Raw genomic sequence first — 21,254 nt, 5'->3', positions numbered from 1 at the left:
TATTTTGCGGTGCAAGGAGAGATCCCGACTTCCTTCGCCGGTGCTAACCGGGCAGGTTCGAGGGTCTGCGTTTCCGCACTCTCAGCACCAAGTGGTGCTCCCCTGTCGTGAGAACCCAGCATAGCGACTTCGGCGGCATTGTCGAATTGAACCGGCTGGATTAACGACTCGGACCTCGAAATCCTGGTGGGATTTCGGGGTCCGAGTTGCGGTGTCGCGTCGACGACCAGGGTTTTAGACGACTCGCTGGCTTACACGACGCCCTGGGCGAGCATCGCTTCGACGACCTTGGTGAAACCGGCGATATTCGCACCGAGCACGTAGTCGTTCGGGCTGCCGTAGTCGGCGGCCGTGTTGCGGCACCGTTTGTGCACTGAAACCATGATCTCGTCGAGTCGTGCTTCGGTGTAGTCAAAGGACCAGGAGTCGCGGGATGCATTCTGCTGCATTTCGAGTGCGCTGGTGGCGACACCGCCCGAGTTCACTGCCTTGGCCGGTCCGAAGAGCACCGAATCCGTCTCACGCAAGAGCGTAGCGGCTTCCGCGGTGCAGGGCATATTTGCGCCTTCCGCGACGACTTCGACACCGTTTTCGAGGAGTTTCTTTGCCGCGTCGAGGTCCAGCTCGTTTTCGGTTGCACAGGGCAGTGCCACGTGCACCGGAACGTGCCACACGTCGCTGAGGTTTTCGTGGAACTCCACTCGATTGCTGCGGCGATCCGCGTATTCGCGAATTCGACCGCGCTCTTCGAGCTTGATCGTTTTTAGGAGGTCGAGGTCGATACCGTCGGGGTCGTAAATCACACCCGAGGAATCGGATGCGGTGACGACCTTGGCCCCCAGCTGCTGTGCCTTCTCGATCGCGAAGATTGCGACATTCCCCGAGCCGGAGACCGAAACGGTCTTGTCTTCGAATGACTCATTACGGGTGCCGTACATTTCACGAGCAAAGAAAATGGTGCCGTATCCGGTTGCTTCGGGGCGCACGAGCGACCCTCCCCAGGACAGGCCCTTACCCGTGAGGGTTCCCGCTTCAAAGCGGTTCTGGATGCGCTTGTACTGGCCGAAGAGGTAGCCAATTTCGCGCGAGCCTACACCGATGTCGCCTGCGGGCACATCGGTGTGCTCACCAATGTGGCGATACAGCTCGGTCATGAAGGACTGGCAAAAGGCCATGATGTCGCGGTTCGAGCGGCCACGCGGGTCGAAGTCGGAACCACCCTTACCGCCACCAATTGGCAGGCCGGTGAGTGCATTCTTGAAGATCTGCTCGAACCCGAGGAACTTGACAATGCTGAGGTTTACCGAAGGGTGGAAACGCAGCCCGCCCTTGTATGGCCCGAGTGCCGAGTTGTATTCGACGCGGAAGCCGCGATTGATGTTGACGTGGCCTTCAGAGTCAATCCAAGGCACACGGAAGATGATCTGACGCTCCGGTTCTGCGAGCCGGTGAACGATGTCCTGATCGAGGTATTCGGGGTGCCGTTCCAAAACGGGCGGCAACGAGTCGAGGACCTCGGCAACTGCCTGTTGGAATTCGGGTTCACCCGAGTTCCGCGCGAAGATCTCGCGCTTGAGGGTCTCTATCGTCGTGTGCATTGAAGTCACAGGAGGGATTTCCTTTCCAGGCTGGATTGATCAGCCACCGAATTGAATCGTAGTCCGTATCGTGAGAGCACGGTAGAGCTTTCGGAAGGTTTATCGTCGGCGAACGAGTACATTGCCGGCGGGAAACGCGATCCGCCACCAGCCCGGGGCCTGTGACAGTTGGCCCGGCATCCCCGACCTCAAGAATCCGAGCGCGTGCGCCGCGAACGCGACACCTGCGGGCGGCAGCGGTGCTGCAGCCGCGGCATCGTGCGCGGTCTCGTTCGCGCGATCGGCGTCGCGTTTCGCCTTCCGTAATCGCGCCAACTCCGGCAGCGGTCTGGTCCAGGTATTCGTGCGGATTTCCTCCGCGAGAATCTGGCCGAGTCCTCCCCCGACCCGCTCGCCCACTTCGGCGATACCGTCCTCGGCGACTTGATTGAGCACTTCCGCCGAGAGCATACCTATCGGTTCCCACCCGGAAAGCGGCGGAGTGACTCCGGTCCAAGACTCGTGCGGACGCTCACTCGGTAGCAGCATCCGCGTCGCTTCAAGTTCGGATGCGGCCTCCCGCGCAAGCCGATCGAGCATCCCGCGAAGGGGCACAACGAGGTCGATCCGTTCGCCATCGAAGTCATTCGCTTCAGTACTTTCAATGCGCCCAGGGATCCCACGCACCCCGATGACCAGGGGCGAGTCGGTAAGGAGCCCCGCGGGACGGAGCACGGGGACCCAGCAGGCAATGCCATTCGGCACTTCCTGCAATCGCAGTCCCGCGTCCTCAATTCGGCCTGCGCGCCCTAGGAACGTCGCGAGATCATCGCGGTCCTTTGGATCCGCCAGATACAGCATCGCGGGCATGCCCCACACCTAGCTTCGACGCGGCTTGTCGATACGCATCCGCGATGGCGCGCCGAGAAATGGCAACCACGCGGCTCGCTCGAGTTCGTTTACGCGACGCGGGCGACCCGTCGCGGTATCCACAAACACGATCGTGCTGCGGGCGACGGTGTGCAGGATGCGCTTGGGTGCCGTCACGGGGTTCCAAACCTCGTAGGACACCTCCACCGATGCCGCGGAAAGCTCACTCACCCAAAGCTGAATGTCGAGGGGCTCGTGTCCGTACGGAATGGGCACCTTGTATTCGGCCTCTTGCCGCTGGATGAGCGTATTCGTTGCCGAATCCGCTTGCGCATCCACCACGGCAAGAGGCCGTTCGGGGCTGGGGTCGTCAGGGTGGACTTTCCAGAACGCAATCGTGCGCGATTCTTCGAGCAGCGTCATCATCGTGGCATTGTTCACGTGGTTGTACGCGTCAAGGTCACGCCAACGCACGGGCATTGCCACGTGGTATCGCCGCTGTCCGTCCTCTTCTCCCGATACCCAGCCGACCTGCATTAGTCGCGCGTGAGCTTCCGGTAGGTCACGCGCGAGGGCTTCGCCGCTTCTGGGCCGAGTCGCTCCACCTTGTTGGCTTCGTAGCCTTCGAAGTTGCCCTCGTACCAGTACCAGTTCGAGGGGTCCTCATCGGTACCTTCGTACGCGAGGATGTGGGTTGCCACTCGGTCGAGGAACCACCGGTCGTGGGTGATGACCACGGCGCAACCGGGGAACTCGAGGAGTGCGTTTTCGAGGCTCGAGAGTGTTTCCACGTCGAGGTCGTTCGTCGGTTCGTCAAGCAGCAGTAGGTTTCCACCCTGCTTGAGCGTCAGCGCGAGGTTGAGGCGGTTGCGTTCACCACCGGAGAGCACACCGGCCTTTTTCTGCTGGTCCGGCCCCTTGAACCCAAAGGAGGACACGTAGGCACGGGAGGGGATTTCTACCTTGCCAACCTGGATGAAGTCCAGGCCATCAGAGACGACTTCCCAGACATTTTTCTCTGGGTCGATACCGGCACGGCTCTGGTCGACGTAGGAGATCTGCACGGTGTCACCGATTTTGAGGTCACCGTCATCAAGCTCTTCCAGACCAACCACGGTCTTGAACAGCGTCGACTTACCGACACCGTTGGGACCGATGATGCCGACGATTCCGTTTCGAGGTAGCGAGAACGACAAATCGTCAAAGAGCACGCGGTCGCCGAAACCCTTTTTCAAGTCATTTGCTTCGAGCACGATATTGCCGAGACGCGGCCCCGGTGGAATCTGAATCTCTTCAAAGTCCAACTTCCGAGTCCGCTCAGCCTCGGCCGCCATCTCTTCGTAGCGTGCCAGACGTGCCTTGGACTTCGCCTGCCGACCCTTGGTGTTCGAGCGAACCCACTCGAGCTCTTCACTGAGGCGCTTGGCGAGTTTCGCGTCCTTCTTCCCCTGCACCTGGAGACGCTCTTGTTTCTTCTCCAAGTAGGTCGTGTAGTTGCCCTCATAGGGGTAGAGACGACCGCGGTCGACCTCCGCGATCCACTGCGCGACGTGGTCCAGGAAGTACCGGTCGTGCGTGACGGCAATTACTGCGCCGGGGTACTTCTGCAGGTGCTGCTCGAGCCACAGCACACTCTCGGCATCGAGGTGGTTCGTGGGCTCATCAAGCAGCAGCAGATCTGGCTTCTCGAGGAGGAGCTTGCACAGTGCCACGCGGCGTCGCTCACCACCGGAGAGGTTCGTGACCGGCTCGTCGGCAGGCGGGCAACGAAGTGCATCCATGGCCTGTTCGAGCTGCGAGTCGAGGTCCCAGGCATCCGCGGCGTCGATTGCCGTCTGCAGTGTGCCCATCTCTTCCATGAGCGCATCAAAGTCTGCGTCGGGATCGGCCATCTCAGCCGAAATCTCATTGAAGCGGTCGAGCTTGCCCTTGATCTCGGCAACGCCCTCTTCAACGTTCTCGCGAACCGTCTTCTCTTCGTTGAGCGGTGGTTCCTGCAGCAAGATGCCGACCGTGAAGCCGGCCGTCAGCATCGCCTCACCGTTCGAGGGCTGGTCGAGACCGGCCATAATTTTGAGGATGGTGGACTTACCTGCACCGTTCGGCCCGACCATACCGATCTTGGCACCGGGGTAGAACGACATGGTCACGTCATCGAGGATGAGCTTATCGCCCACCTTCTTGCGGGCACGGACCATTTGGTAAATGAACTCAGCCATAAATTCCAGTCTTCAAGAGCCCTGGTGGGCGCGTGGACAAAGCAATGTGGCCCTCACGGGGCCTGCACCGACTCTATCAGCCGGTCATTTCTGAAACTCTTGGGATTGCCCCGACTTCGCTACCAGTCGATGTCCTGGGTCATGCCGATCAGGCACTTACCGGTACTCATCGGCTCGACCAGTTCTGATGCGTAGCCGTGCGTGCCAGTCTGGCCGATCAGGCACATATTGTCGGGCATCTTCACGGAGACAATGACGAACGCCGCCTCGAGGTCGACGCTCGTCTCGTCGAAGGTCACTTCCATTTGTGATTTGTCGAAGCCGGCCTCGGTGAGCGTGTTCACCAGTTCATGCGATCCCGCATCGGGGTTTGCTTCCAGCAAGCCCTCGAGGGTTTGGTCGAAGAAGGCCTTATTCTCTTCGGCTCCCCCACCCGGGACAAAAGTCGCTTCCGGTGCCGTGGCGTTCTCAGTCGAGCTTGTGTCGGCAGTATCGGTGGGGCCGGGCCCAGAATCCGTGGCGCAACCAGCCAGTGTCAGTCCCGCCGTCGCAAGAATGGCAACAACGGAGAGCTTTCGAAGCTGAGGCACTAGCTTCCTTTCACGAACGAACACAATGTCCCAAAGCATAGGAGTGCTTAGTGGAAGCATTCCTGAGGGCCCGGCCCATTATTGCGTACTGCGAGGACTCCAATTGCTGGTTGGTTGGGCGGATGCGTGGCCAAGTACTTCATAGAGGTGCGCCTCGAGCGGTGCCACGCGCGGGTCGTGGAGAAAGCCGTCATGACGCGGAATATCGCGGTCGATCCTGATGTCCCCGCGGAGCGAACCGGCGTTTGCGGGCATCACGAGCACGCGGTCGGATAAGCGCACGGCTTCCCGAATATCGTGCGTAATCAAAAGGATGCTCCAGTTATTTTCCTGCCAAATCTCCAGCAGCCAGCGTTGCAATTCGTCCCGGGTAATCGCATCGAGCGCGCCGAACGGTTCATCAAGCAGCAGCACGGGTTTGTTCTGCACGACGGTCCGGAGAAATGACACTCGCTGCCGCATCCCGCCCGAAAGCTGCCGCGGGTAGAGCCGCTCAGTACCAACGAGTCCGAACGGCTCGAGTAGTTCGATGACGCGTTGCCTCGCTGCTTGGCGAGAGCATCCCGCGACTTCGAGCCCGATTCCAGCATTGTCCAGAATTCGACGCCAAGGCAAGAGCACGTCGCGCTGCGGCATATACGCAAAGGGCCGGTTCTTTGTCGGCACTGGCGCGCCGTCAAATAGAATCTCCCCCGCATCCGCTTGCAACGCGCCGGTCAGGATCGAAAGGAGCGTTGATTTTCCGCTGCCACTGGGACCCACCAGGGCGACAATTTCGCCGGGAGCCACGTCGAGGTTGACCTGTTCGAGGACCTGTTTTTCACCGAAGCGCTTAGTGAGATTTCGGATGGTGAGCGCTCCGCGGGGAACGATCGCACCGTGTTCTCCGGTTGCCGTCATCGCTGCGCTCCCTGTTCGACTCGAATCCATGGCACGAGGATGCGCTCGCTCAGCACCGCGAGTCCGTAAAGGGCGAGCGTCAGAATCGTGCTCACGAGCACGGCTGCCAAAACGAGATCCGTACGGAACACGTGCTTCGCGGACTGCATGTAGACCCCGAGTCCCGCGACGGCCCCCGCGTATTCCGCAAAGATCGCGCCCACCACGGCATAGGTAATTGAGATGCGCAGCGAAGAGAAGAAGGAGGGAGTCGCTGCCGGTAAGCGAAGGTAACGGAACACTGCGGCACGCGAGGCTCCCATTGAGCGCAGCAGGTTCTCTGCCTCCGGGCCGGCCGATGAAAATCCCCGCATGAATCCGACCACCATTGGGAAGAAGGTCACAAAGGCAACGAGCAGTATTTTTGGGAGCAGACCAAACCCAAACCACAACACCACCAGTGGCGCAAGAGCGATGAGCGGCAGCGTCTGACTGATGATGAGCAGTGGCAAGATCGCTCGGCGTAGCGGACCAGAAAAATCGAGCAGCGCGGCGGTGACAAAGGCGACCGTGACCGAAAGTGCGAAGCCGACGACGGTAGCCACGAGTGTCGGGATCGCGTGCTGCAGGAGCGCTGCCCCCTCAGCCTGGCCCGAGGCAAGGATTCGTGTGGGTGAGGGCAGAATGTCGGCCGGGAGCAGCCCCGCCGACGCCACCCCTTGCCACAGTGCGAGCAGGAGGAAGAGTGCGATGAGCGGGGGCAGCACCGCGGCGAGAACGCCGCCGAGCTGCCCCCAGTGAAGTCGAATCACAGGTAGTCGTCCGTGTAGTACTCGGTCCAATCCGGTTCCGAGGTCAGCACGTTTCCTTCCGCGTCGACGAGGAAGTCCTGTTCGAAGAGGAAGGTGCCGAATTCCGCCCAGGCCTCGGGGTTTGCGGCACCGATTTCGCGGTCCTGGGACGTGAAGTAGCCGTCTGTTGCCAGCAGCTCTGCACTGTTGTGCACGAGTTCGGTGGCGGTGCCCAGTGTGTCAGGGTTGGCCTCGATCAGGATTTCGGCCGCTTCGGAGGGATGCTCTGCCGCGTATTCGTAGCCGCGCGCGACGGCCTGCACAAAGGCCGTCGCTTCTTCAGGATGCTCAGCGAGGTAGGCATCGCTCGAGACGATGCCCGTGGATTGTTGGTCGGGCACGCCGTAGTCCTGGTAGCTGAAACCGAGGTAGGGGTGCCCGTCGATTTCGGCTTGCAGTCCCTCCCACGTCGCGACCGAGAGGGTGAAGTCAATGCGCCCTTGCGACAGTGCTTCATAGGCACCGGTGTCGAGGACGACTTCTTCAAATTCGCCGCTGCCGCCGTCACCCTGGATGGTTGCGGCAGCGAGAGCGGTGTAAAGCGGTGATCCGAAACCACCGAATGTCGCACCGTCGAGGTCCGCTGGCGATGCCACATCCTCTCGGTCGCCGAGTACGACGAGTTCGCCGGTATCCGACTGGGTCACTCGATATACGGAAATGAGATCGAGCCCCGAGGTTCGAGCCATCTGGACATTGGACTGGCCGCCGATTCCGAAGTCAGCGGCTCCCGAAGACACGAGTTGCGTGGAGGCAGTGGATCCGTAGGGCAGGATTTCCACGTCGAGGCCGGCTTCGTCGAAGTAACCGAGTGCTTCGGCGACGTACACGCCGATGTGGTTGGTGTTCGGTGCCCAGTCGAGTGCGAAAGTGACCGGCGTGAGGGAGGTTTCCTCCGGTGTCGCATCCGAGTTGCTGGCGGCGCATCCGGTCAGTGCGAGACCGACTGCACTCACCAGCGCGACGGTTGAGAATATGTTCCTGCGGCTGGTCGAGAGCCGAGTGCCGGGGAATTGGTTGGCGGAGTTCCGCCGATTAACGTGGTGGCGCATTGAAGCGTGCCCTCTCTGTCATTGATGGGCACGGGTTTGAAGAGTGTCTCCCTGCGCTGGCATGATCCAGATCAGGTTCGACGGTCGAAGGTTGATGACCTTCCTCTCAGCCCGGCATACCGGACTCCCGTGTGGAACCATCATAGGCATGCGCGCGCTCGCACAAAAACATCGCCTAGGGTGTGTGCCCGTGACATACGAACAGCTCTCTCCCGCAGACACTCCGATGACGCCGCAGCAGTATGGCGTCGGCGCCCGCTTCACGCTCGCCGTCTACGACTCGGATTATCCGGAGATCATTCTTGGCGCGCTCCGGAGTGCCGACGCCACGGGACTCACGGTAGAGACCGGTGACATCTCGACTTTTATTGGCGGAACCGAGCAGCGCATCCTCGAGTATTTATGCGCGGTCATTGCGCACGCGTCGAAGAGCGGTGCACACCTCTCGGCGTCAATCTTGCTCTCGCGCGGGTGCCCTGGCGAGTTGTTGTGCGAACTCCCCGCAGGCGTGAGCGCGCTCGGGGCTGAGCCAATCTCACTCGGACAAACAGGAGTTCGTGCCCGCGCACACTGGTCGCTCTACCCGCTGCTCGATGGCGACTCGGCGGGCGAACACATGTCGCCGATTTATGCCGCGGTTGATCAGGCCCGTGCCGACGGTATCTATTCCGGTTCGGATCACTATGCAACGCGCCTCGACGGTGACCTTGCGCTCGTGTTGCGGACCGTGGCGAATGCGTGGATTGGGGTTGGCAAAACGGTGCAGCACGTCGTCACGCACCTCACGCTGTCGATCAACAGCCCATCACCGATCACGGACTGACGTGTGACGGAATACAGCAGCCAGCTCGTGGGGAGGATGAATCCGCCCACGAGCCAATAGCCAAGTGTTGAGAAGTTCCTAAATCAGAACGCCGGCTCGACCACCTCTCCCGTCTTGGCATCAAACATCGGATTCTCGTCCTCAGCGACGTTCGCGTGCGATGGATCGGTCAATGAAACTGCTCCCGACGCCATGTAGTCGGGTCCATCCGGAGTCGGAAATTCGGGACCGGGCGCATCCTGCTCAGCAGTATTGCGCTCCGCCGACGCACGCTTGGCGGCGATGGCTACTTGAAATGCGAGGTCGTGCCCCGCGGTGTTCGCGATAATCTCCACCTGGGTGCCTTGCGAATTGTCGTCGCGCGTATAGGTACGGATGCGCAGCTTGCCGCTGACGATGACACGCTGCCCCTTCTCGAGCGAGCCCTTTACGTTTTCGGCGAGTCGCCCAAAACAGGTCACCGAGTACCAATTGGTGTGACTGTCTTCCCAGCGCTGGCCGTCTTCGGTTCGACGACGCTCGCTGCACGCCATCCGAAAAGTCGTCCGGCTCAATTTGTCACCAACAACTTTGAGTTCGGGGTCGGTGCCGAGGGTGCCGGTCACCGTAATGAAATCGGTCATGAGTGTTCTCCGTTCCTAAACGAGCGATTGAGGTGATCCGGCGGGCCGCACCGTGCGTGGCTTGTTGCCCGCCGGATCACAAGGTCAGTGTGGCGAATTGCGAGGCGTTCTGCTGCGCGGTTTCGCTCACCTGTGAATACCCGGTTCTCCACAGGCCTCACGCAAGACGCAGCAGCCAAAAAAGTGCCGAACAGAGCGCAGAAATGAACCCAGATAACTATCACGTAGCGGACATTGCTACTCGAATGTGACTTTGCAATGGGGCCAACAGGGTTTACGCTAAAGGTCCACCACCGTGGGCCTACCGCAACCGCCAGGAGCATTATGAGCAATTTAGGCCATCAATTCAATGGCATTCCTGCCGCCCAAGGGCTCTACGATCCCGAAAACGAACGCGATTCCTGCGGCATCGCGTCGGTTGCCACGATGCAGGGAGCCCCAAGCCACGATGTCGTGGAGATCGCACTCGAAGCACTCCGCCACATGGAACACCGCGGTGCGGTCGGTTCTGATGCTGGCACGGGTGATGGTGCTGGCATCCTCACGCAGGTCCCCCACGAATTCTTCCGGGAGGTGGTGGATTTTGAGTTGCCGGAAGCTGAGCGATACGCAGTTGGGAATGCGTTCCTGCCCGTCGATGCTCGGGAACGGCAAACGATGAAACAGCGCATTGCGGAGCTCTGTGCCGAGGAAGAGCTGATTGTTCTCGGCTGGCGAGAAGTCCCTGTCAACCGCACGCACCTCGGCCCGCTCTCGCGCCAGGCAATGCCTGCAATCGAGCAGTTGTTCATCCGTTCGGACCAGCAAAACTACCGCGGAAACCCACGCAAAGGCATCGCGCTCGACCGACAGGCGTATCGCTTGCGCAAGCGTCTCGAGCACGAAGTCGGCACATACTTCTGCTCGCTGAGTTCACGCACCATCACTTATAAGGGGATGGTCACGACCCTGCAACTGCAGCCCTTTTACGCCGACCTTTCGGACCATCGCTTCGCATCCACGCTCGCGATCGTGCACTCCCGGTATTCCACGAATACATTCCCCTCCTGGTCGCTTGCACAGCCGATGCGAATGATGGCCCACAATGGCGAAATCAACACCGTTCGCGGCAATCGCAACTGGATGCGTGCCCGAGAATCGCAATTGGAAAGCCACTATCTCGGCGAGGTGCAAGACCTCCTCCCCATCATCACCGAAGGCAATAGCGATTCAGCCAGTTTCGATGAGGTATTGGAATTACTGACGCTGACGGGTCGATCGCTCGCACACGCGGTGCACATGATGGTGCCGGCCGCGTGGGAACGCAGCGAGGATATGTCGCCCGAGGTGCGCGACTTTTTCGAGTATCACTCCATGGTGATGGAGCCTTGGGATGGTCCGGCATCGATGGCATTCAGTGATGGCCGTCACCTTGTTGCGACCCTTGACCGCAATGGCCTGCGCCCAGGGCGATTCGTGGTCACTGATGACGGCATCGTCGTGGTCGGATCGGAGTCGGGCATCTTCGAAACGGACCCTGCTCGAGTCATCCAAAAAGGCAGGTTGCGTCCGGGCCACGTGTTCATGGTCGACACCGAAGTGGGCCGAATCATCGAGGATGCGGAAATCAAACAGGAGCTTGCCGAGCTCCAACCTTGGGGTGACTGGCTGGACGAGGGTCGTATCCGCCTCGAGGAGCTCCCGGAACGCGAACACGTGAATCACACCGGTTCTTCGGTTGTGCGTCGCCAGCGCACCTTCGGATACACCGAAGAGGAACTGCGCATCCTGCTCGAGCCAATGGCGAGAACTGCTGCCGAGCCGCTTGGCGCGATGGGCACCGACACGCCGATCGCGGTGCTCGCGAATCGCCCCCGGCTGCTCTTTGACTACTTCACCCAGAATTTCGCGCAGGTGACGAATCCGCCGCTGGACGCGATCCGCGAGGAAGTCGTAACCAGCTTGATTACCTCGATCGGGCCGCAGGAGAATTTGCTGCACATTAGTCCCGAACACGCGCGTCAAATTATTGTTGAGTTTCCGGTTCTCGATAATGACGAGCTCGCGAAACTGCAGCACCTCGAGTCACGTCCCGGGCGGGATGAAACGGTGACGCTCAGCGGGCTCTACCCCGTCAATCAGGGCGTTGCCGGGCTCCGCGAGCGCATCGACGCCCTGTGTGCCGAAGCGGATGCAGCGATCGACAATGGTGCGAAATTCATTGTGCTCTCAGACCGCGACTCGAACCGAAATTGGGCCCCGATCCCTGCCCTGCTCATGACCGGCGCAGTACATCACCATCTCATTCGCACGCAGCGACGTCTTCGAGTGGGGCTCGTCATTGAGAGTGGCGAGGTGCGCGAGGTGCATCACGTCGCGGTGCTCCTCGGCTACGGTGCGAGTGCGGTCAACCCCTATCTCGCCATGGAGTCGGTTGAGGACATGGTCCGCTCGGGACGTATCGAAGGTATCTCGCCCGAGGATGCGGCGCACAACCTGCTCAAGGCACTCGGCAAGGGTGTGCTCAAGATCATGTCAAAAATGGGGATCTCGGTGATCGCGAGCTATTCGGGGGCGCAGACCTTCGAAGCGGTCGGGCTGGCAACAGAGTTGATCGACTCGTATTTCACCGGCACCCCATCCAAGATTTCCGGGGTGGGTCTCGATGTCATTGCGCAGGAGTCGCAAGCTCGTCACGAAGCGGCCTATCCCGTGGATGGCGACGAACCGCCGCACCGCCCGCTCGAGATCGGCGGAGAATACCAGTGGCGCCGCGAAGGACCAACGCACCTGTTCAATCCAGACACCATCTTCCGTCTCCAGCAGGCCACGAAACAACGTCGCTACGACCTCTTCAAGGACTACACGAACCTCGTTGATTCGCAGGCCGAAGAAACCTCAACGCTTCGCGGGCTCTTTCGCTTCGCGAGCGATCGAGCACCCATCTCAGTGGATGAGGTGGAGCCAGTTTCGGAGATTGTGAAGCGGTTTTCAACCGGCGCGATGAGCTACGGGTCTATCTCCAAGGAGGCGCACGAGACGCTCGCGATTGCGATGAACCGGCTCGGTGCAAAGTCGAACACGGGCGAAGGCGGTGAGGATATCGAGCGGTTGCTCGACCCCGAACGTCGCAGTGCGATCAAGCAGGTCGCATCCGGCCGATTCGGGGTGACGAGTATGTACCTCACGCACGCTGATGATATCCAGATCAAGCTTGCGCAGGGAGCGAAACCTGGCGAGGGTGGCCAGCTGCCGCCGCAGAAGGTGTATCCGTGGGTGGCGAAAACCAGGCATGCGACCGCTGGCGTCGGCCTCATTTCACCGCCGCCGCACCACGACATTTACTCCATTGAAGACCTCAAACAACTCATCTTCGACCTCAAGCGCGCGAATCCGAACGCTCGCATCCACGTCAAACTCGTCTCCGAGAACGGCATCGGTGCGGTTGCATCTGGCGTCACCAAGGCGCTTGCCGATGTGATCCTTGTGTCCGGTCATGACGGTGGCACGGGAGCCTCCCCCGTGAACTCGCTCAAGCATGCCGGTACGCCCTGGGAACTGGGACTTGCCGAAACACAACAGACGCTGCGGCTCAACGGGCTTCGCGATCGCGTATCCGTGCAAGTGGATGGGCAGCTCAAGACCGGCCGTGATGTGATCATCGGTGCCCTGCTCGGCGCCGAAGAATATGGCTTTGCCACGACCGCACTCGTTGTCGAGGGCTGCGTAATGATGCGGGTCTGCCATCTCGATACCTGCCCCGTGGGTGTTGCCACACAAAACCCCGAACTGCGCTCGCGGTTTACCGGACAAGTCGAGCACGTCGTCAATTTCTTTGAATTCATTGCCCAGGAAGTGCGCGAATATCTCGCCGAGCTCGGCTACCGCACGCTGGATGAGGTGATCGGACGAGAGGACCTACTCAACACGGATGCGGCCAAGCGCCATTGGAAAGCGATGGGGTTGAACCTCGCACCAATAATCGAAGGGCCGGGGCTTTCTGTCGAATCACCCCGACGTCGTCTTCGCGACCAGGACCACGAACTCGAGCAGCACTTCGACCAGCTCCTAATCGCACGCACGCAAGCGGCGATTCACGGTGGCGAATCCATCCAACTCGAATTGCCGGTGCACAACACCGATCGCGCGGTTGGCACGATGCTCGGTCACCACGTCACGGTGGCCGCTGGCGAGCACGGACTCCCCCACGACACAATCGACATCACGCTCAATGGCACCGCCGGTCAATCGCTCGGGGCGTTCCTCCCCTCCGGCATCACGCTTCGGCTGCAGGGGGATTCGAATGACTATGTCGGCAAAGGCCTCTCCGGTGGTCAAATCGTGCTTCGACCGGATGCGTCGGCCAAGTTTGACGCGTCAGAGAACGTCATTGCGGGGAATGTCATTGGCTACGGGGCCACGAGTGGCACAATGTTCCTGAGCGGCATCGTCGGCGAGCGATTCCTCGTCCGCAATTCGGGTGCGACCGCGGTAGTCGAAGGCGTCGGTGACCATGCCCTCGAGTACATGACAGGTGGGCTGGCAATCATTCTCGGTCCCACGGGCCGAAACCTCGGTGCGGGGATGTCGGGAGGCATCGCATATATCCACCGATTGCGCGAAGAACTCGTCAATCCCGACTCTCTCTCATCAGGTGAGCTCCGCCTTGAGACCGTCTCGGATGCCGATGCCGCGGAACTCCGCGATCTCATCCAGCAGCACGTCGATTACACCGGCTCGAAACTGGGCCAGCGCATCCTCGACAATTTCGAGGCCATGCGCACCGAATTTACGAAGGTGCTTCCTCGCGATTACGCGAAAGTGACCGATATCCGTCAACACGCTGTCGACGCCGGGATCGACCCGGATGGTGACGAGACGTGGACTCAAATTTTGGAGGCTACCCATGGCTGACCCCAGAGGATTTCTCAACGAACGAGAACGCGCGCTGCCACCGCGCCGCCCCGTGCCACTGCGGCTCATGGACTACAAGGAAATCTACGAGCAGCAGGACCCAAAGCAGCTACACACGCAGGCAAGTCGCTGCATGGACTGCGGTGTGGCCTTCTGTCACCAGGGATGTCCGCTCGGCAACATCATCCCCGAGTGGAACGATCTGGTGTATCGCGGTGACATGCGCACCGCCTCGGAACGGCTCCACGCCACCAATAACTTTCCGGAGTTTACCGGGCGACTGTGCCCCGCTCCGTGCGAGTCGGCCTGCGTGCTCGGGATTTCTCAGCCGGCAGTGACCATCAAACGAATTGAACAGTCGATTGCTGACGAAGCGGTGGCTCAGGGCTGGATTGAACCGCATCCGCCCCAGCGGCTCACCGGCAAAACCGTGGCGGTCGTCGGGTCGGGACCGGCTGGCCTTGCGGCCGCACAACAGCTCACTCGCGCGGGGCACACCGTCGCCGTGTTTGAACGAGACGACCGTATCGGCGGGTTGCTGCGCTACGGGATCCCCGATTTCAAGATGGAGCGAGCGGTGCTGGATCGCCGGCTCGAGCAAATGCGTGAGGAAGGCACCCGTTTTCGTGCCGGAATTGAGATCGGCCGGGACATTACTTGGCCGGAACTTCGACGTCGATATGACGCAGTGATTGTCGCGACCGGTGCACCCATCGGTCGCGAGCTCTCGGTGAAGGGTCGAGAGCTCGACGGTGTGCACCAGGCGATGGAATACCTGGTGCAGTCGAATCACGCCGTAGCGGGCGACGAGGTCCCCGGGCAAATTACGGCTGCGGGCAAGCACGTGGTCGTAATCGGAGGTGGCGATACCGGTTCCGACTGCATTGGCACCGCCCACCGCCAGGGTGCCGCATCCGTGACCAATATCGCCATTGGCAAACGGCTCCCGGAATTTCGCACGCCACGTGAACCTTGGCCGATGACGCCCCGGGTCTTTGAAGTGCAGACCTCGCATGAAGAAGGCGGCGAGCGTCTCTTCGAGGCCTCGACGGTGGAGTTCATCAGCGACGACACTGGGAGGGTTGGCGCGCTTCGGTTTGCCGACACTGACTTCCTCGAAGACGGCAGGCGCGTGCCTAAAGCCGGTACCGAAAAGACGATTCCGGCGGATCTCGTGCTCTTATCGATGGGGTTCCAAGGGCCCGAAAAGGCTGCGTTGTCTTCGCAACTCGGCGTCGGGTTCACCTCGCGTGGGAATGTGAGTCGCAGTGACGACTATGCGACCGACGTGGACGGTGTATTCGTGGCGGGCGACGCCGGTCGCGGTGCCTCACTCATCGTCTGGGCGATCGCGGAAGGTCGCGCCGCGGCAGCATCGGCGGAACGGTACTTGCTGGGAGACACCTCGTTGCCGTCCCCTGTGCCGGCGTCCGCGGCGGCCATCTCACTGTAGCTAGAGCACGTATTCCTTGAATCCCGCGCGAACCTTATTCACTTTCGGCACCGCAACCGCGAGGCAGTATCCCTGCGTGGGGTTCTTGGCGAAGAAATCCTGGTGGGCTTCTTCGGCAACGTAGAACTGGCCGAGGGGTTCCATTGTGGTGACGGTTCCGCCGCCCCAGTTCTCGTCTGCGCGCTGAAGTGCTGTTGCAAAAAGCTCTCGCTGGTCCTCATCGGCCGGGAACATTGCCGAGCGGTACTGCGTCCCGACATCGTTACCCTGGCGGTTGAGTTGGCGTGGGTCATGCATGGTGAAGAACATATCCAGGATCACATCGGCCGGAACCTGTTCTTCGTCAAAGTCCACGCGAACTGCTTCCGCGTGACCGGTTCGCCCCGTGCACACAAGCTCGTAGTTCGGATTCTCGACCTCGCCACCGGTGTAGCCGGATACGACATCGCTGACCCCGCGGACATTTCGATAGGCAGCATCCAAACACCAGAAACAGCCGCCAGCAAGAACAAATGAAGTCGTCATGCTCTTCATCGTAATCCTCATGTCGGAGGCCGGGCTTACTGTTCCAAGCAAGCAATCAGCCTCGAAAGGAGTACCTCATGACCACCACGCTTCTCCCCCGCACCGCCGACCTCAACTTCGAACGATTCGGATTTCGCTTCACCCGGCTGACGGACCTTCGCTGGCGAATCGCGCAACCCACCGGCGCCATCGTCGGTTATCTCGAACGTCGGCCGGGCGAGGGCGACGCGGCTCGTGCGACTGAGACTTGGGCAATTTCTCGGATGACCGCTGACCGTCGCCGGTTCGTCACGCTCGGTACCTTCGATACTTCAGAGGAGGCAATCGCCGCGCTGAAATGGATGTAGCTCGGCCGCGACTCCGGGTATGAGCGATCAGCCAGGAGTGCCGATCAGCGCCACCAAGTGTCAGCTGGACCTACGGGCAATTCACGCTTGTGTTGGCTGCGGCGGTAGTGGCCTTCGATGACCGACGCGGCTTTTTCGCTCACTTGCCCACCGGTGAGGTAGGTGTCGATTTCCGCATAGCTGACGCCAAGCTCAACCTCATCCGGTCGGCCCGGAACGTCGTCGAGAAGGTCAGCCGTTGGGACTTTGAGGTAAAGCTGCTCCGGCGCGCCGAGCACTTCGAGCAGTTGGCGTCCCTGCCCCTTATTGAGACCGGCGAGCGGGGTGAGGTCGCAGGCGCCATCGCCGAACTTGGTGAAGAATCCGGTGACTGCTTCGGCAGCGTGGTCGGTGCCGATTACCATCAGGCCTTCTTCGCCAGCGAGCGCATATTGCGCGACCATTCGCATTCGTGCTTTGACATTGCCCCGGTTGTAGTCGCTGAAGCGCACGTCCACACCCTCATCAAGGCCGGTAGTGGCAGGCTTGATGTCGAAATTCACGACCCGGTCGGCAGCGATGAACTCGAGTGCAGTTTGCGCATCCGCTTCGTCTCGTTGCACTCCGTATGGCAAGCGAACCGCAACGAAGGAAGCCTCGTAGCCCTCTTCTCGAAGCTCTTCGCAGGCGAGCTGTGCCAGGCGCCCACCCAGTGATGAATCTTGGCCACCGGAGATTCCGAGAACGAAGCCCTTGGCACCGGCGGCACGGAGGTAGTCCTTCATGAACTGGATACGTTCACGAATTTCATCTGCTGGCGAGATCTCGGGTTTCACGCCGAGCGCCTCAATAATCTGCTGTTGCAAGTCACCCATAGGCGTTATTTTCTCATGCGGAGTAGGCGGCGACCTGGAGGAATATTGGTGCCCCCGACGCGACTCGAACGCGTAACCTACGGATTAGAAGGCCGTTGCTCTATCCATTGAGCTACGGGGGCATGGCAACAGAATATAAGAGTAGAGGACGACGCGGTCGTATGAACAGTCGAGCCGCGCCGCCCACAGCGCCAGTGTTCACCTCGATGGAGCGGACTCACCTTGTCGGCTCACTACGATTGAGGGTATGAGCACATCACAAGACCGCCTAGTTTGGATCGACTGCGAGATGACGGGTCTCAATGTTGAAGTGGATGAAATCTGCGAGATCGCGGTTTTCGTCAGCGACTTCGACCTCAACCTTCTCGACGATGAGGGCCTCGACGTGGTGATTAAGCCCTCGCAAGCGGCGCTGGACAATATGAATGAATTCGTCACGAATATGCACACCACCTCGGGTCTCATCGAAGAACTCCCGCAGGGACTCACCATGGCTGAGGCTGAGGCGAAGGTGATCGAATATATCAAGCAGTTCGTGCCTGCCGAGCGCCAAGCACCGCTTGCAGGAAATACGATCGGCACCGACCGGATGTTCATCAACCGACAGATGCCAGCACTCGACGCGTATCTGCACTACCGCAATATCGATGTGTCCACATTCAAGGAACTGTCGCGGCGGTGGTATCCGCGGGTCTATTTCAACTCCCCTGAGAAGAACGGTGGACACCGCGCGACCGCTGACATCCTCGAGTCAATTCGCGAGCTTCGCTACTACCGCGAAGCGATGTGCGTGCCGCAGCCGGGGCCAGAAACTAAGGACCTCAAGTCACTTTCGACCCGCGTGGTCGAGGACTTCGCACCCAATCTTAAATAATGCGGTAGTATCGCATGGTTGGATCGCCAAGCTGCGGTTCATCGTGGTGGGTATAGCTCAGTTGGTAGAGCGCCTGGTTGTGGTCTAGGAGGTCGCGGGTTCAAGCCCCGTTACTCACCCCAAATGGGAGAGGTTCAAACCCTCGACAAGAGTCTCCACTCGTTGTCCGGTTTGAGCCTCTCCTCTTTTCTTCGCTTCGGTCGCCCAGTTGAGAGCGTTCATCTGCTCCTCAGTATCCAGAAGTGAGCCAAACGGTCGTTCGTACCCGACCCGCACATCTCCTTCTTCTTCGATGAAGATGCGATGGAAGAACGCCTGGTTACACAGTCGCCGATTCGCGTCATCAGCACGCTCGTACACTTTCACGATGTTCGCGAGCAGCCCGAGCGAGTCATCAAGGTTCGCTCTGGCCGACGCGTACTCGTCGTGGTGAGATTCAAGTCGGTGTTGAATGTCACCGATCTGGTTCGCGATGCGATCCTGCTCCTGCTTTAACAGATCGAGCGGAATCGCCCCCGCATAGTGAGCCTGCAACAGTTTCATACGCTCGTCATCGAGCCGGTCACGCTCACTCGTGAGCCGCGAAAGCTCTTGGGTTTCGTTCGCCATGAGCGCGTCGAAATCGGCGTGAATCTTCCCGGCGAGGTCTTGCCGCATGCCGGGTGACACTTCGATCATTTCGTAGTACATCTCGATTAAGCGTTCAATGTCTTCGATAAGCATCGCCTGCCTCGTGCACTCGGTCTTCCCCGAATGCCTGCCCGAGCATACGAAGTATGGGTACACGTTGCCGTGCCGGTTCTTCGCGTTCGTGATGATCAGGCGCTCCCCGCACTGGCCGCAGTACACCGTGCCCTTCAAGTAGTGGTCATGCACTTGGGTCGCGTCGGCCGCAGACTTGTGGGCGTCGAGCACAGCCTGCACTTGGTACCAGACCTCTTTCGGCACGATCGGTTCGTGACTGCCCTTGTAGGTAGCGCCTTTGAACGTGACGTCACCCTTGTAATACGGGTTCGACAGAATCCGATGCAGCGTCGAGATCGCGATCGGCTTCGACGGTCGCTTCGGCGTCGGCAACGTCGTGAGGCCGCGGGCGATGAGTTCACGATGAATCTGAGACATCGTCCAGCGGCCCGAGGCGTACACCTGGAAGGCCCACTTGACGTGTCGAGCGCGCTCCTCATCGACTTTCACCGTACGGTTCTCGCGGCCACGCTCGTCTCGCACGCCAATGTTGACGTAGCCGATCGGTGCTCGGTTGATGGTACCGCCTTGCGCAGCCTTTTGCGTGAGTCCCTTCACGGTCTCGGTGGCGAGGTTCCGTGAATAGAACTCAGCGATTGACGACATGATGCCGTGCAGCAGCATGCCCGACGGAGTTTCGTCGATGTTCTCGCTCGCAGAAACGAGCATGACCCCCGCGTCACGAAGCGCGAGGTGGATGGCGACATCGTCAGCTCGGTTGCGTGCGAGCCGGTCGACTTTGTGCACGATGCAGTAGTTGACCTGATGCTCGGCCACGTACTTAATCATCCGCATCAGTTCGGGCCGGTCTACCTTACGTGCAGACTCGCCAGCATCCACGAACTCCTCAACGATCGTCGCGCCGATCTGCTCGGCCTTGCGCCGGTTCGCTTCACGCTGTGCAGGGATTGAGTACCCCTCATCCGTGCCGCCCTTCTCTGCCTGCTCCTTCGTAGACACGCGCAAGTAGGTGACGGCGACTGCGCCGCCGGACGGCACTGAGGGGCGCACCAGATCATCGACCGCGGTGCGGCTGGGGTTTTGGCTCTTCATGACACTTCTCCGCAATGTGTGGTTCTGAATGCCCACCGCGGAATGTTCAACTGTGAATGTTGATCGTGAGAAGAGCCGAAAGGCTGTAGGACTAGGCCGGAACGGCCACGTAAATTTGCCAAGCGTCGAAGCGCAAGGGTTTAAGAACCACAACATCCACTTCCACAGCGGACGACTCCATTCTACGCCCGGGGCCTGTTCCCTGCCAGGGCGCCATTCCGCGGGTCTGCAATAGCGGCGCGAGCTTCGCCCGCATCCTGGAGGGCGAAGCGAATGAGCAGTTCTGCTAGTAGCTCTGTATCCGGTTGCTCTCGGTGTTCAGCTCGCACCGAGTACCTGCGCTCCTCCCTGCTACGGCGGTCGGTCTTCCTCTCGTATCGTCGAGGCATTACTCACGCACCTCGCCAGATTCGAAGTCGATGTTTGCGTAGAACGCATCCTCTGCTGCTTCGCGGGCACGCACCTGATCGAGCACGAAGTCAACGAAGTCGGCTTCGCGGTCGTGAATGACCTGCTCTACAACTTCTTGAGTGTTCTCTTCGCCAGGCCAGGGCGTCTGCCTGGTGGGGCGATCTCGATCTCGTCGAGTGCCGCTTGCAGCGACCCAGTCGCGCAGCCGCCCGCGGGCATCAGCAAAGTCGCGGTGCCAGCCGAACGGTGCTGAGCCATCTTGCTCCGCGTCATATGCACTGAGCCAATGCAGGTGCAGCGCTGACAACTCCCAGAGCAGTTCCGGGTGGCGATGCCAGAGCGGGGGTATCTCGGATGCTGGAAGTCCGTATTCAACTCTGAGCCAGTTCACCCATCGGTTGAGCGCGAGCAACTCCTGTTCAAGGTCATGCGAGGTGAGCAGATTCCAGTTGATCGGACGCGGGGGCGCGGTCGCCTCTTCTGGTCCGAAACTTGGTTCAGGCATGTCGTCGAATGATTCTTCGGCGCGATTGTTCTCAATCATGGTTTCGCTCCCGTTGCTTCAGCGACCAAGTGCCGGAGCATCAGTGCTCGGCCGCTTCTGAGGGGATTCGAA

Annotated in this window: 18 protein-coding genes, 2 tRNA genes and 2 riboswitches; of the genes, 6 read left to right on the top strand and 14 right to left on the bottom strand. The window is 60.2% G+C overall.

Annotation, left to right across the window (positions count from 1 at the left end; genetic code table 11):
* Positions 1-12 precede the first annotated feature (12 nt).
* Positions 13-114, bottom strand: a riboswitch (TPP riboswitch).
* Between the two features lie 137 nt (positions 115-251).
* The 8 genes from gdhA to ACTHXA_RS01630 form a co-directional block, all read right to left on the bottom strand.
* Positions 252-1,598, bottom strand: a complete 1,347-nt coding sequence (gdhA, locus tag ACTHXA_RS01665) for an NADP-specific glutamate dehydrogenase (protein ID WP_441669031.1) — start codon at positions 1,596-1,598, stop codon at positions 252-254.
* A 99-nt stretch (positions 1,599-1,697) separates the two neighbouring features.
* On the bottom strand, positions 1,698-2,447 hold the full coding sequence (locus ACTHXA_RS01660) for a hypothetical protein (protein ID WP_441668695.1): 750 nt from the start codon (positions 2,445-2,447) through the stop codon (positions 1,698-1,700).
* Positions 2,448-2,456: 9 nt separating this feature from the next.
* Positions 2,457-2,927, bottom strand: a complete 471-nt coding sequence (locus tag ACTHXA_RS01655) for an acyl-CoA thioesterase (protein ID WP_441668693.1) — start codon at positions 2,925-2,927, stop codon at positions 2,457-2,459.
* 56 nt (positions 2,928-2,983) lie between these two features.
* A complete protein-coding gene (gene ettA / locus ACTHXA_RS01650) occupies positions 2,984-4,666 on the bottom strand; it encodes an energy-dependent translational throttle protein EttA (protein ID WP_441668691.1) in 1,683 nt (560 codons plus the stop codon).
* Positions 4,667-4,785: 119 nt separating this feature from the next.
* Positions 4,786-5,256, bottom strand: coding sequence for a DUF6993 domain-containing protein (locus ACTHXA_RS01645; RefSeq protein WP_441668689.1), 471 nt, complete (start codon positions 5,254-5,256; stop codon positions 4,786-4,788).
* Between the two features lie 78 nt (positions 5,257-5,334).
* Positions 5,335-6,156: an ABC transporter ATP-binding protein gene (locus ACTHXA_RS01640; protein ID WP_441668687.1), complete on the bottom strand. Its 822-nt coding sequence runs from the start codon at positions 6,154-6,156 to the stop codon at positions 5,335-5,337.
* On the bottom strand, positions 6,153-6,947 hold the full coding sequence (locus ACTHXA_RS01635) for an ABC transporter permease (RefSeq protein ID WP_441668685.1): 795 nt from the start codon (positions 6,945-6,947) through the stop codon (positions 6,153-6,155). The genes ACTHXA_RS01640 and ACTHXA_RS01635 overlap by 4 nt, the downstream gene beginning before the upstream one ends.
* Positions 6,944-7,942, bottom strand: coding sequence for an ABC transporter substrate-binding protein (locus ACTHXA_RS01630; RefSeq protein ID WP_441668683.1), 999 nt, complete (start codon positions 7,940-7,942; stop codon positions 6,944-6,946). The genes ACTHXA_RS01635 and ACTHXA_RS01630 overlap by 4 nt, the downstream gene beginning before the upstream one ends.
* Before the next feature lie 127 nt (positions 7,943-8,069).
* A riboswitch (TPP riboswitch) is annotated at positions 8,070-8,179 on the bottom strand.
* Between the two features lie 49 nt (positions 8,180-8,228).
* On the opposite strand from ACTHXA_RS01630, the gene ACTHXA_RS01625 reads away from it, so the two are divergent.
* The gene (locus ACTHXA_RS01625; protein ID WP_441668681.1) at positions 8,229-8,861 is read left to right on the top strand and encodes a YkoF family thiamine/hydroxymethylpyrimidine-binding protein; all 633 of its coding nucleotides are present in this window, start codon (positions 8,229-8,231) and stop codon (positions 8,859-8,861) included.
* A gap of 83 nt (positions 8,862-8,944) precedes the next feature.
* Here ACTHXA_RS01625 and ACTHXA_RS01620 read toward each other — a convergent pair whose 3' ends face one another.
* Positions 8,945-9,484, bottom strand: coding sequence for a single-stranded DNA-binding protein (locus ACTHXA_RS01620; protein WP_441668679.1), 540 nt, complete (start codon positions 9,482-9,484; stop codon positions 8,945-8,947).
* A gap of 324 nt (positions 9,485-9,808) precedes the next feature.
* Here ACTHXA_RS01620 and gltB point away from each other — a divergent pair, with 324 nt between their 5' ends.
* Together gltB and ACTHXA_RS01610 are read left to right on the top strand one after the other, a co-directional pair.
* Positions 9,809-14,377, top strand: a complete 4,569-nt coding sequence (gene gltB, locus ACTHXA_RS01615; RefSeq protein ID WP_441668677.1) for a glutamate synthase large subunit — start codon at positions 9,809-9,811, stop codon at positions 14,375-14,377.
* The gene (locus ACTHXA_RS01610) at positions 14,370-15,830 is read left to right on the top strand and encodes a glutamate synthase subunit beta (protein ID WP_441668675.1); all 1,461 of its coding nucleotides are present in this window, start codon (positions 14,370-14,372) and stop codon (positions 15,828-15,830) included. The genes gltB and ACTHXA_RS01610 overlap by 8 nt, the downstream gene beginning before the upstream one ends.
* Here ACTHXA_RS01610 and msrA read toward each other — a convergent pair whose 3' ends face one another.
* Entirely contained in the window at positions 15,831-16,355 is a 525-nt protein-coding gene (msrA, locus tag ACTHXA_RS01605) for a peptide-methionine (S)-S-oxide reductase MsrA (RefSeq protein WP_441668673.1), read from the bottom strand.
* Positions 16,356-16,432: 77 nt separating this feature from the next.
* On the opposite strand from msrA, the gene ACTHXA_RS01600 reads away from it, so the two are divergent.
* A complete protein-coding gene (locus tag ACTHXA_RS01600) occupies positions 16,433-16,702 on the top strand; it encodes a hypothetical protein (RefSeq protein WP_441668671.1) in 270 nt (89 codons plus the stop codon).
* A gap of 44 nt (positions 16,703-16,746) precedes the next feature.
* Here ACTHXA_RS01600 and nadE read toward each other — a convergent pair whose 3' ends face one another.
* Both nadE and ACTHXA_RS01590 read right to left on the bottom strand, forming a co-directional pair.
* Positions 16,747-17,556: an ammonia-dependent NAD(+) synthetase gene (gene nadE, locus ACTHXA_RS01595; protein WP_441668669.1), complete on the bottom strand. Its 810-nt coding sequence runs from the start codon at positions 17,554-17,556 to the stop codon at positions 16,747-16,749.
* A 46-nt stretch (positions 17,557-17,602) separates the two neighbouring features.
* Positions 17,603-17,678: transfer RNA gene (locus ACTHXA_RS01590), tRNA-Arg, on the bottom strand.
* A gap of 125 nt (positions 17,679-17,803) precedes the next feature.
* Between ACTHXA_RS01590 and orn the strand changes: the two genes are divergently transcribed.
* Both orn and ACTHXA_RS01580 read left to right on the top strand, forming a co-directional pair.
* A complete protein-coding gene (gene orn, locus ACTHXA_RS01585; RefSeq protein ID WP_441668667.1) occupies positions 17,804-18,430 on the top strand; it encodes an oligoribonuclease in 627 nt (208 codons plus the stop codon).
* A gap of 46 nt (positions 18,431-18,476) precedes the next feature.
* A tRNA-His gene (locus tag ACTHXA_RS01580) sits at positions 18,477-18,552 on the top strand.
* Here ACTHXA_RS01580 and ACTHXA_RS01575 read toward each other — a convergent pair.
* Positions 18,545-20,227 (bottom strand): recombinase family protein, encoded by a 1,683-nt coding sequence (locus ACTHXA_RS01575; protein ID WP_441668665.1) that lies wholly within the window; start codon positions 20,225-20,227, stop codon positions 18,545-18,547. The genes ACTHXA_RS01580 and ACTHXA_RS01575 overlap by 8 nt on opposite strands.
* 388 nt (positions 20,228-20,615) lie before the next feature.
* On the bottom strand, positions 20,616-21,182 hold the full coding sequence (locus tag ACTHXA_RS01570) for a hypothetical protein (RefSeq protein WP_441668663.1): 567 nt from the start codon (positions 21,180-21,182) through the stop codon (positions 20,616-20,618).
* Between the last annotated feature and the right edge of the window lie 72 nt (positions 21,183-21,254).

Origin of the sequence: Gulosibacter sp., from assembly GCF_052090685.1 — a bacterium.
GTDB lineage: Bacteria > Actinomycetota > Actinomycetes > Actinomycetales > Microbacteriaceae > Gulosibacter.
This window is presented reverse-complemented; position numbering and strand designations above follow the sequence as displayed.

Coding starts and splice junctions, on each gene's coding strand:
- nadE (WP_441668669.1), bottom strand. CDS start 17,556: ATGGGTGACTTGCAACAGCAGATTATTGAGGCGCTCGGCGTGAAACCC.
- orn (WP_441668667.1), top strand. CDS start 17,804: ATGAGCACATCACAAGACCGCCTAGTTTGGATCGACTGCGAGATGACG.
- gdhA (WP_441669031.1), bottom strand. CDS start 1,598: ATGCACACGACGATAGAGACCCTCAAGCGCGAGATCTTCGCGCGGAAC.
- msrA (WP_441668673.1), bottom strand. CDS start 16,355: ATGACGACTTCATTTGTTCTTGCTGGCGGCTGTTTCTGGTGTTTGGAT.
- ACTHXA_RS01610 (WP_441668675.1), top strand. CDS start 14,370: ATGGCTGACCCCAGAGGATTTCTCAACGAACGAGAACGCGCGCTGCCA.
- ACTHXA_RS01575 (WP_441668665.1), bottom strand. CDS start 20,227: ATGAAGAGCCAAAACCCCAGCCGCACCGCGGTCGATGATCTGGTGCGC.
- gltB (WP_441668677.1), top strand. CDS start 9,809: ATGAGCAATTTAGGCCATCAATTCAATGGCATTCCTGCCGCCCAAGGG.
- ACTHXA_RS01640 (WP_441668687.1), bottom strand. CDS start 6,156: ATGACGGCAACCGGAGAACACGGTGCGATCGTTCCCCGCGGAGCGCTC.
- ACTHXA_RS01660 (WP_441668695.1), bottom strand. CDS start 2,447: ATGCCCGCGATGCTGTATCTGGCGGATCCAAAGGACCGCGATGATCTC.
- ACTHXA_RS01620 (WP_441668679.1), bottom strand. CDS start 9,484: ATGACCGATTTCATTACGGTGACCGGCACCCTCGGCACCGACCCCGAA.
- ACTHXA_RS01570 (WP_441668663.1), bottom strand. CDS start 21,182: ATGATTGAGAACAATCGCGCCGAAGAATCATTCGACGACATGCCTGAA.
- ettA (WP_441668691.1), bottom strand. CDS start 4,666: ATGGCTGAGTTCATTTACCAAATGGTCCGTGCCCGCAAGAAGGTGGGC.
- ACTHXA_RS01600 (WP_441668671.1), top strand. CDS start 16,433: ATGACCACCACGCTTCTCCCCCGCACCGCCGACCTCAACTTCGAACGA.
- ACTHXA_RS01655 (WP_441668693.1), bottom strand. CDS start 2,927: ATGCCCGTGCGTTGGCGTGACCTTGACGCGTACAACCACGTGAACAAT.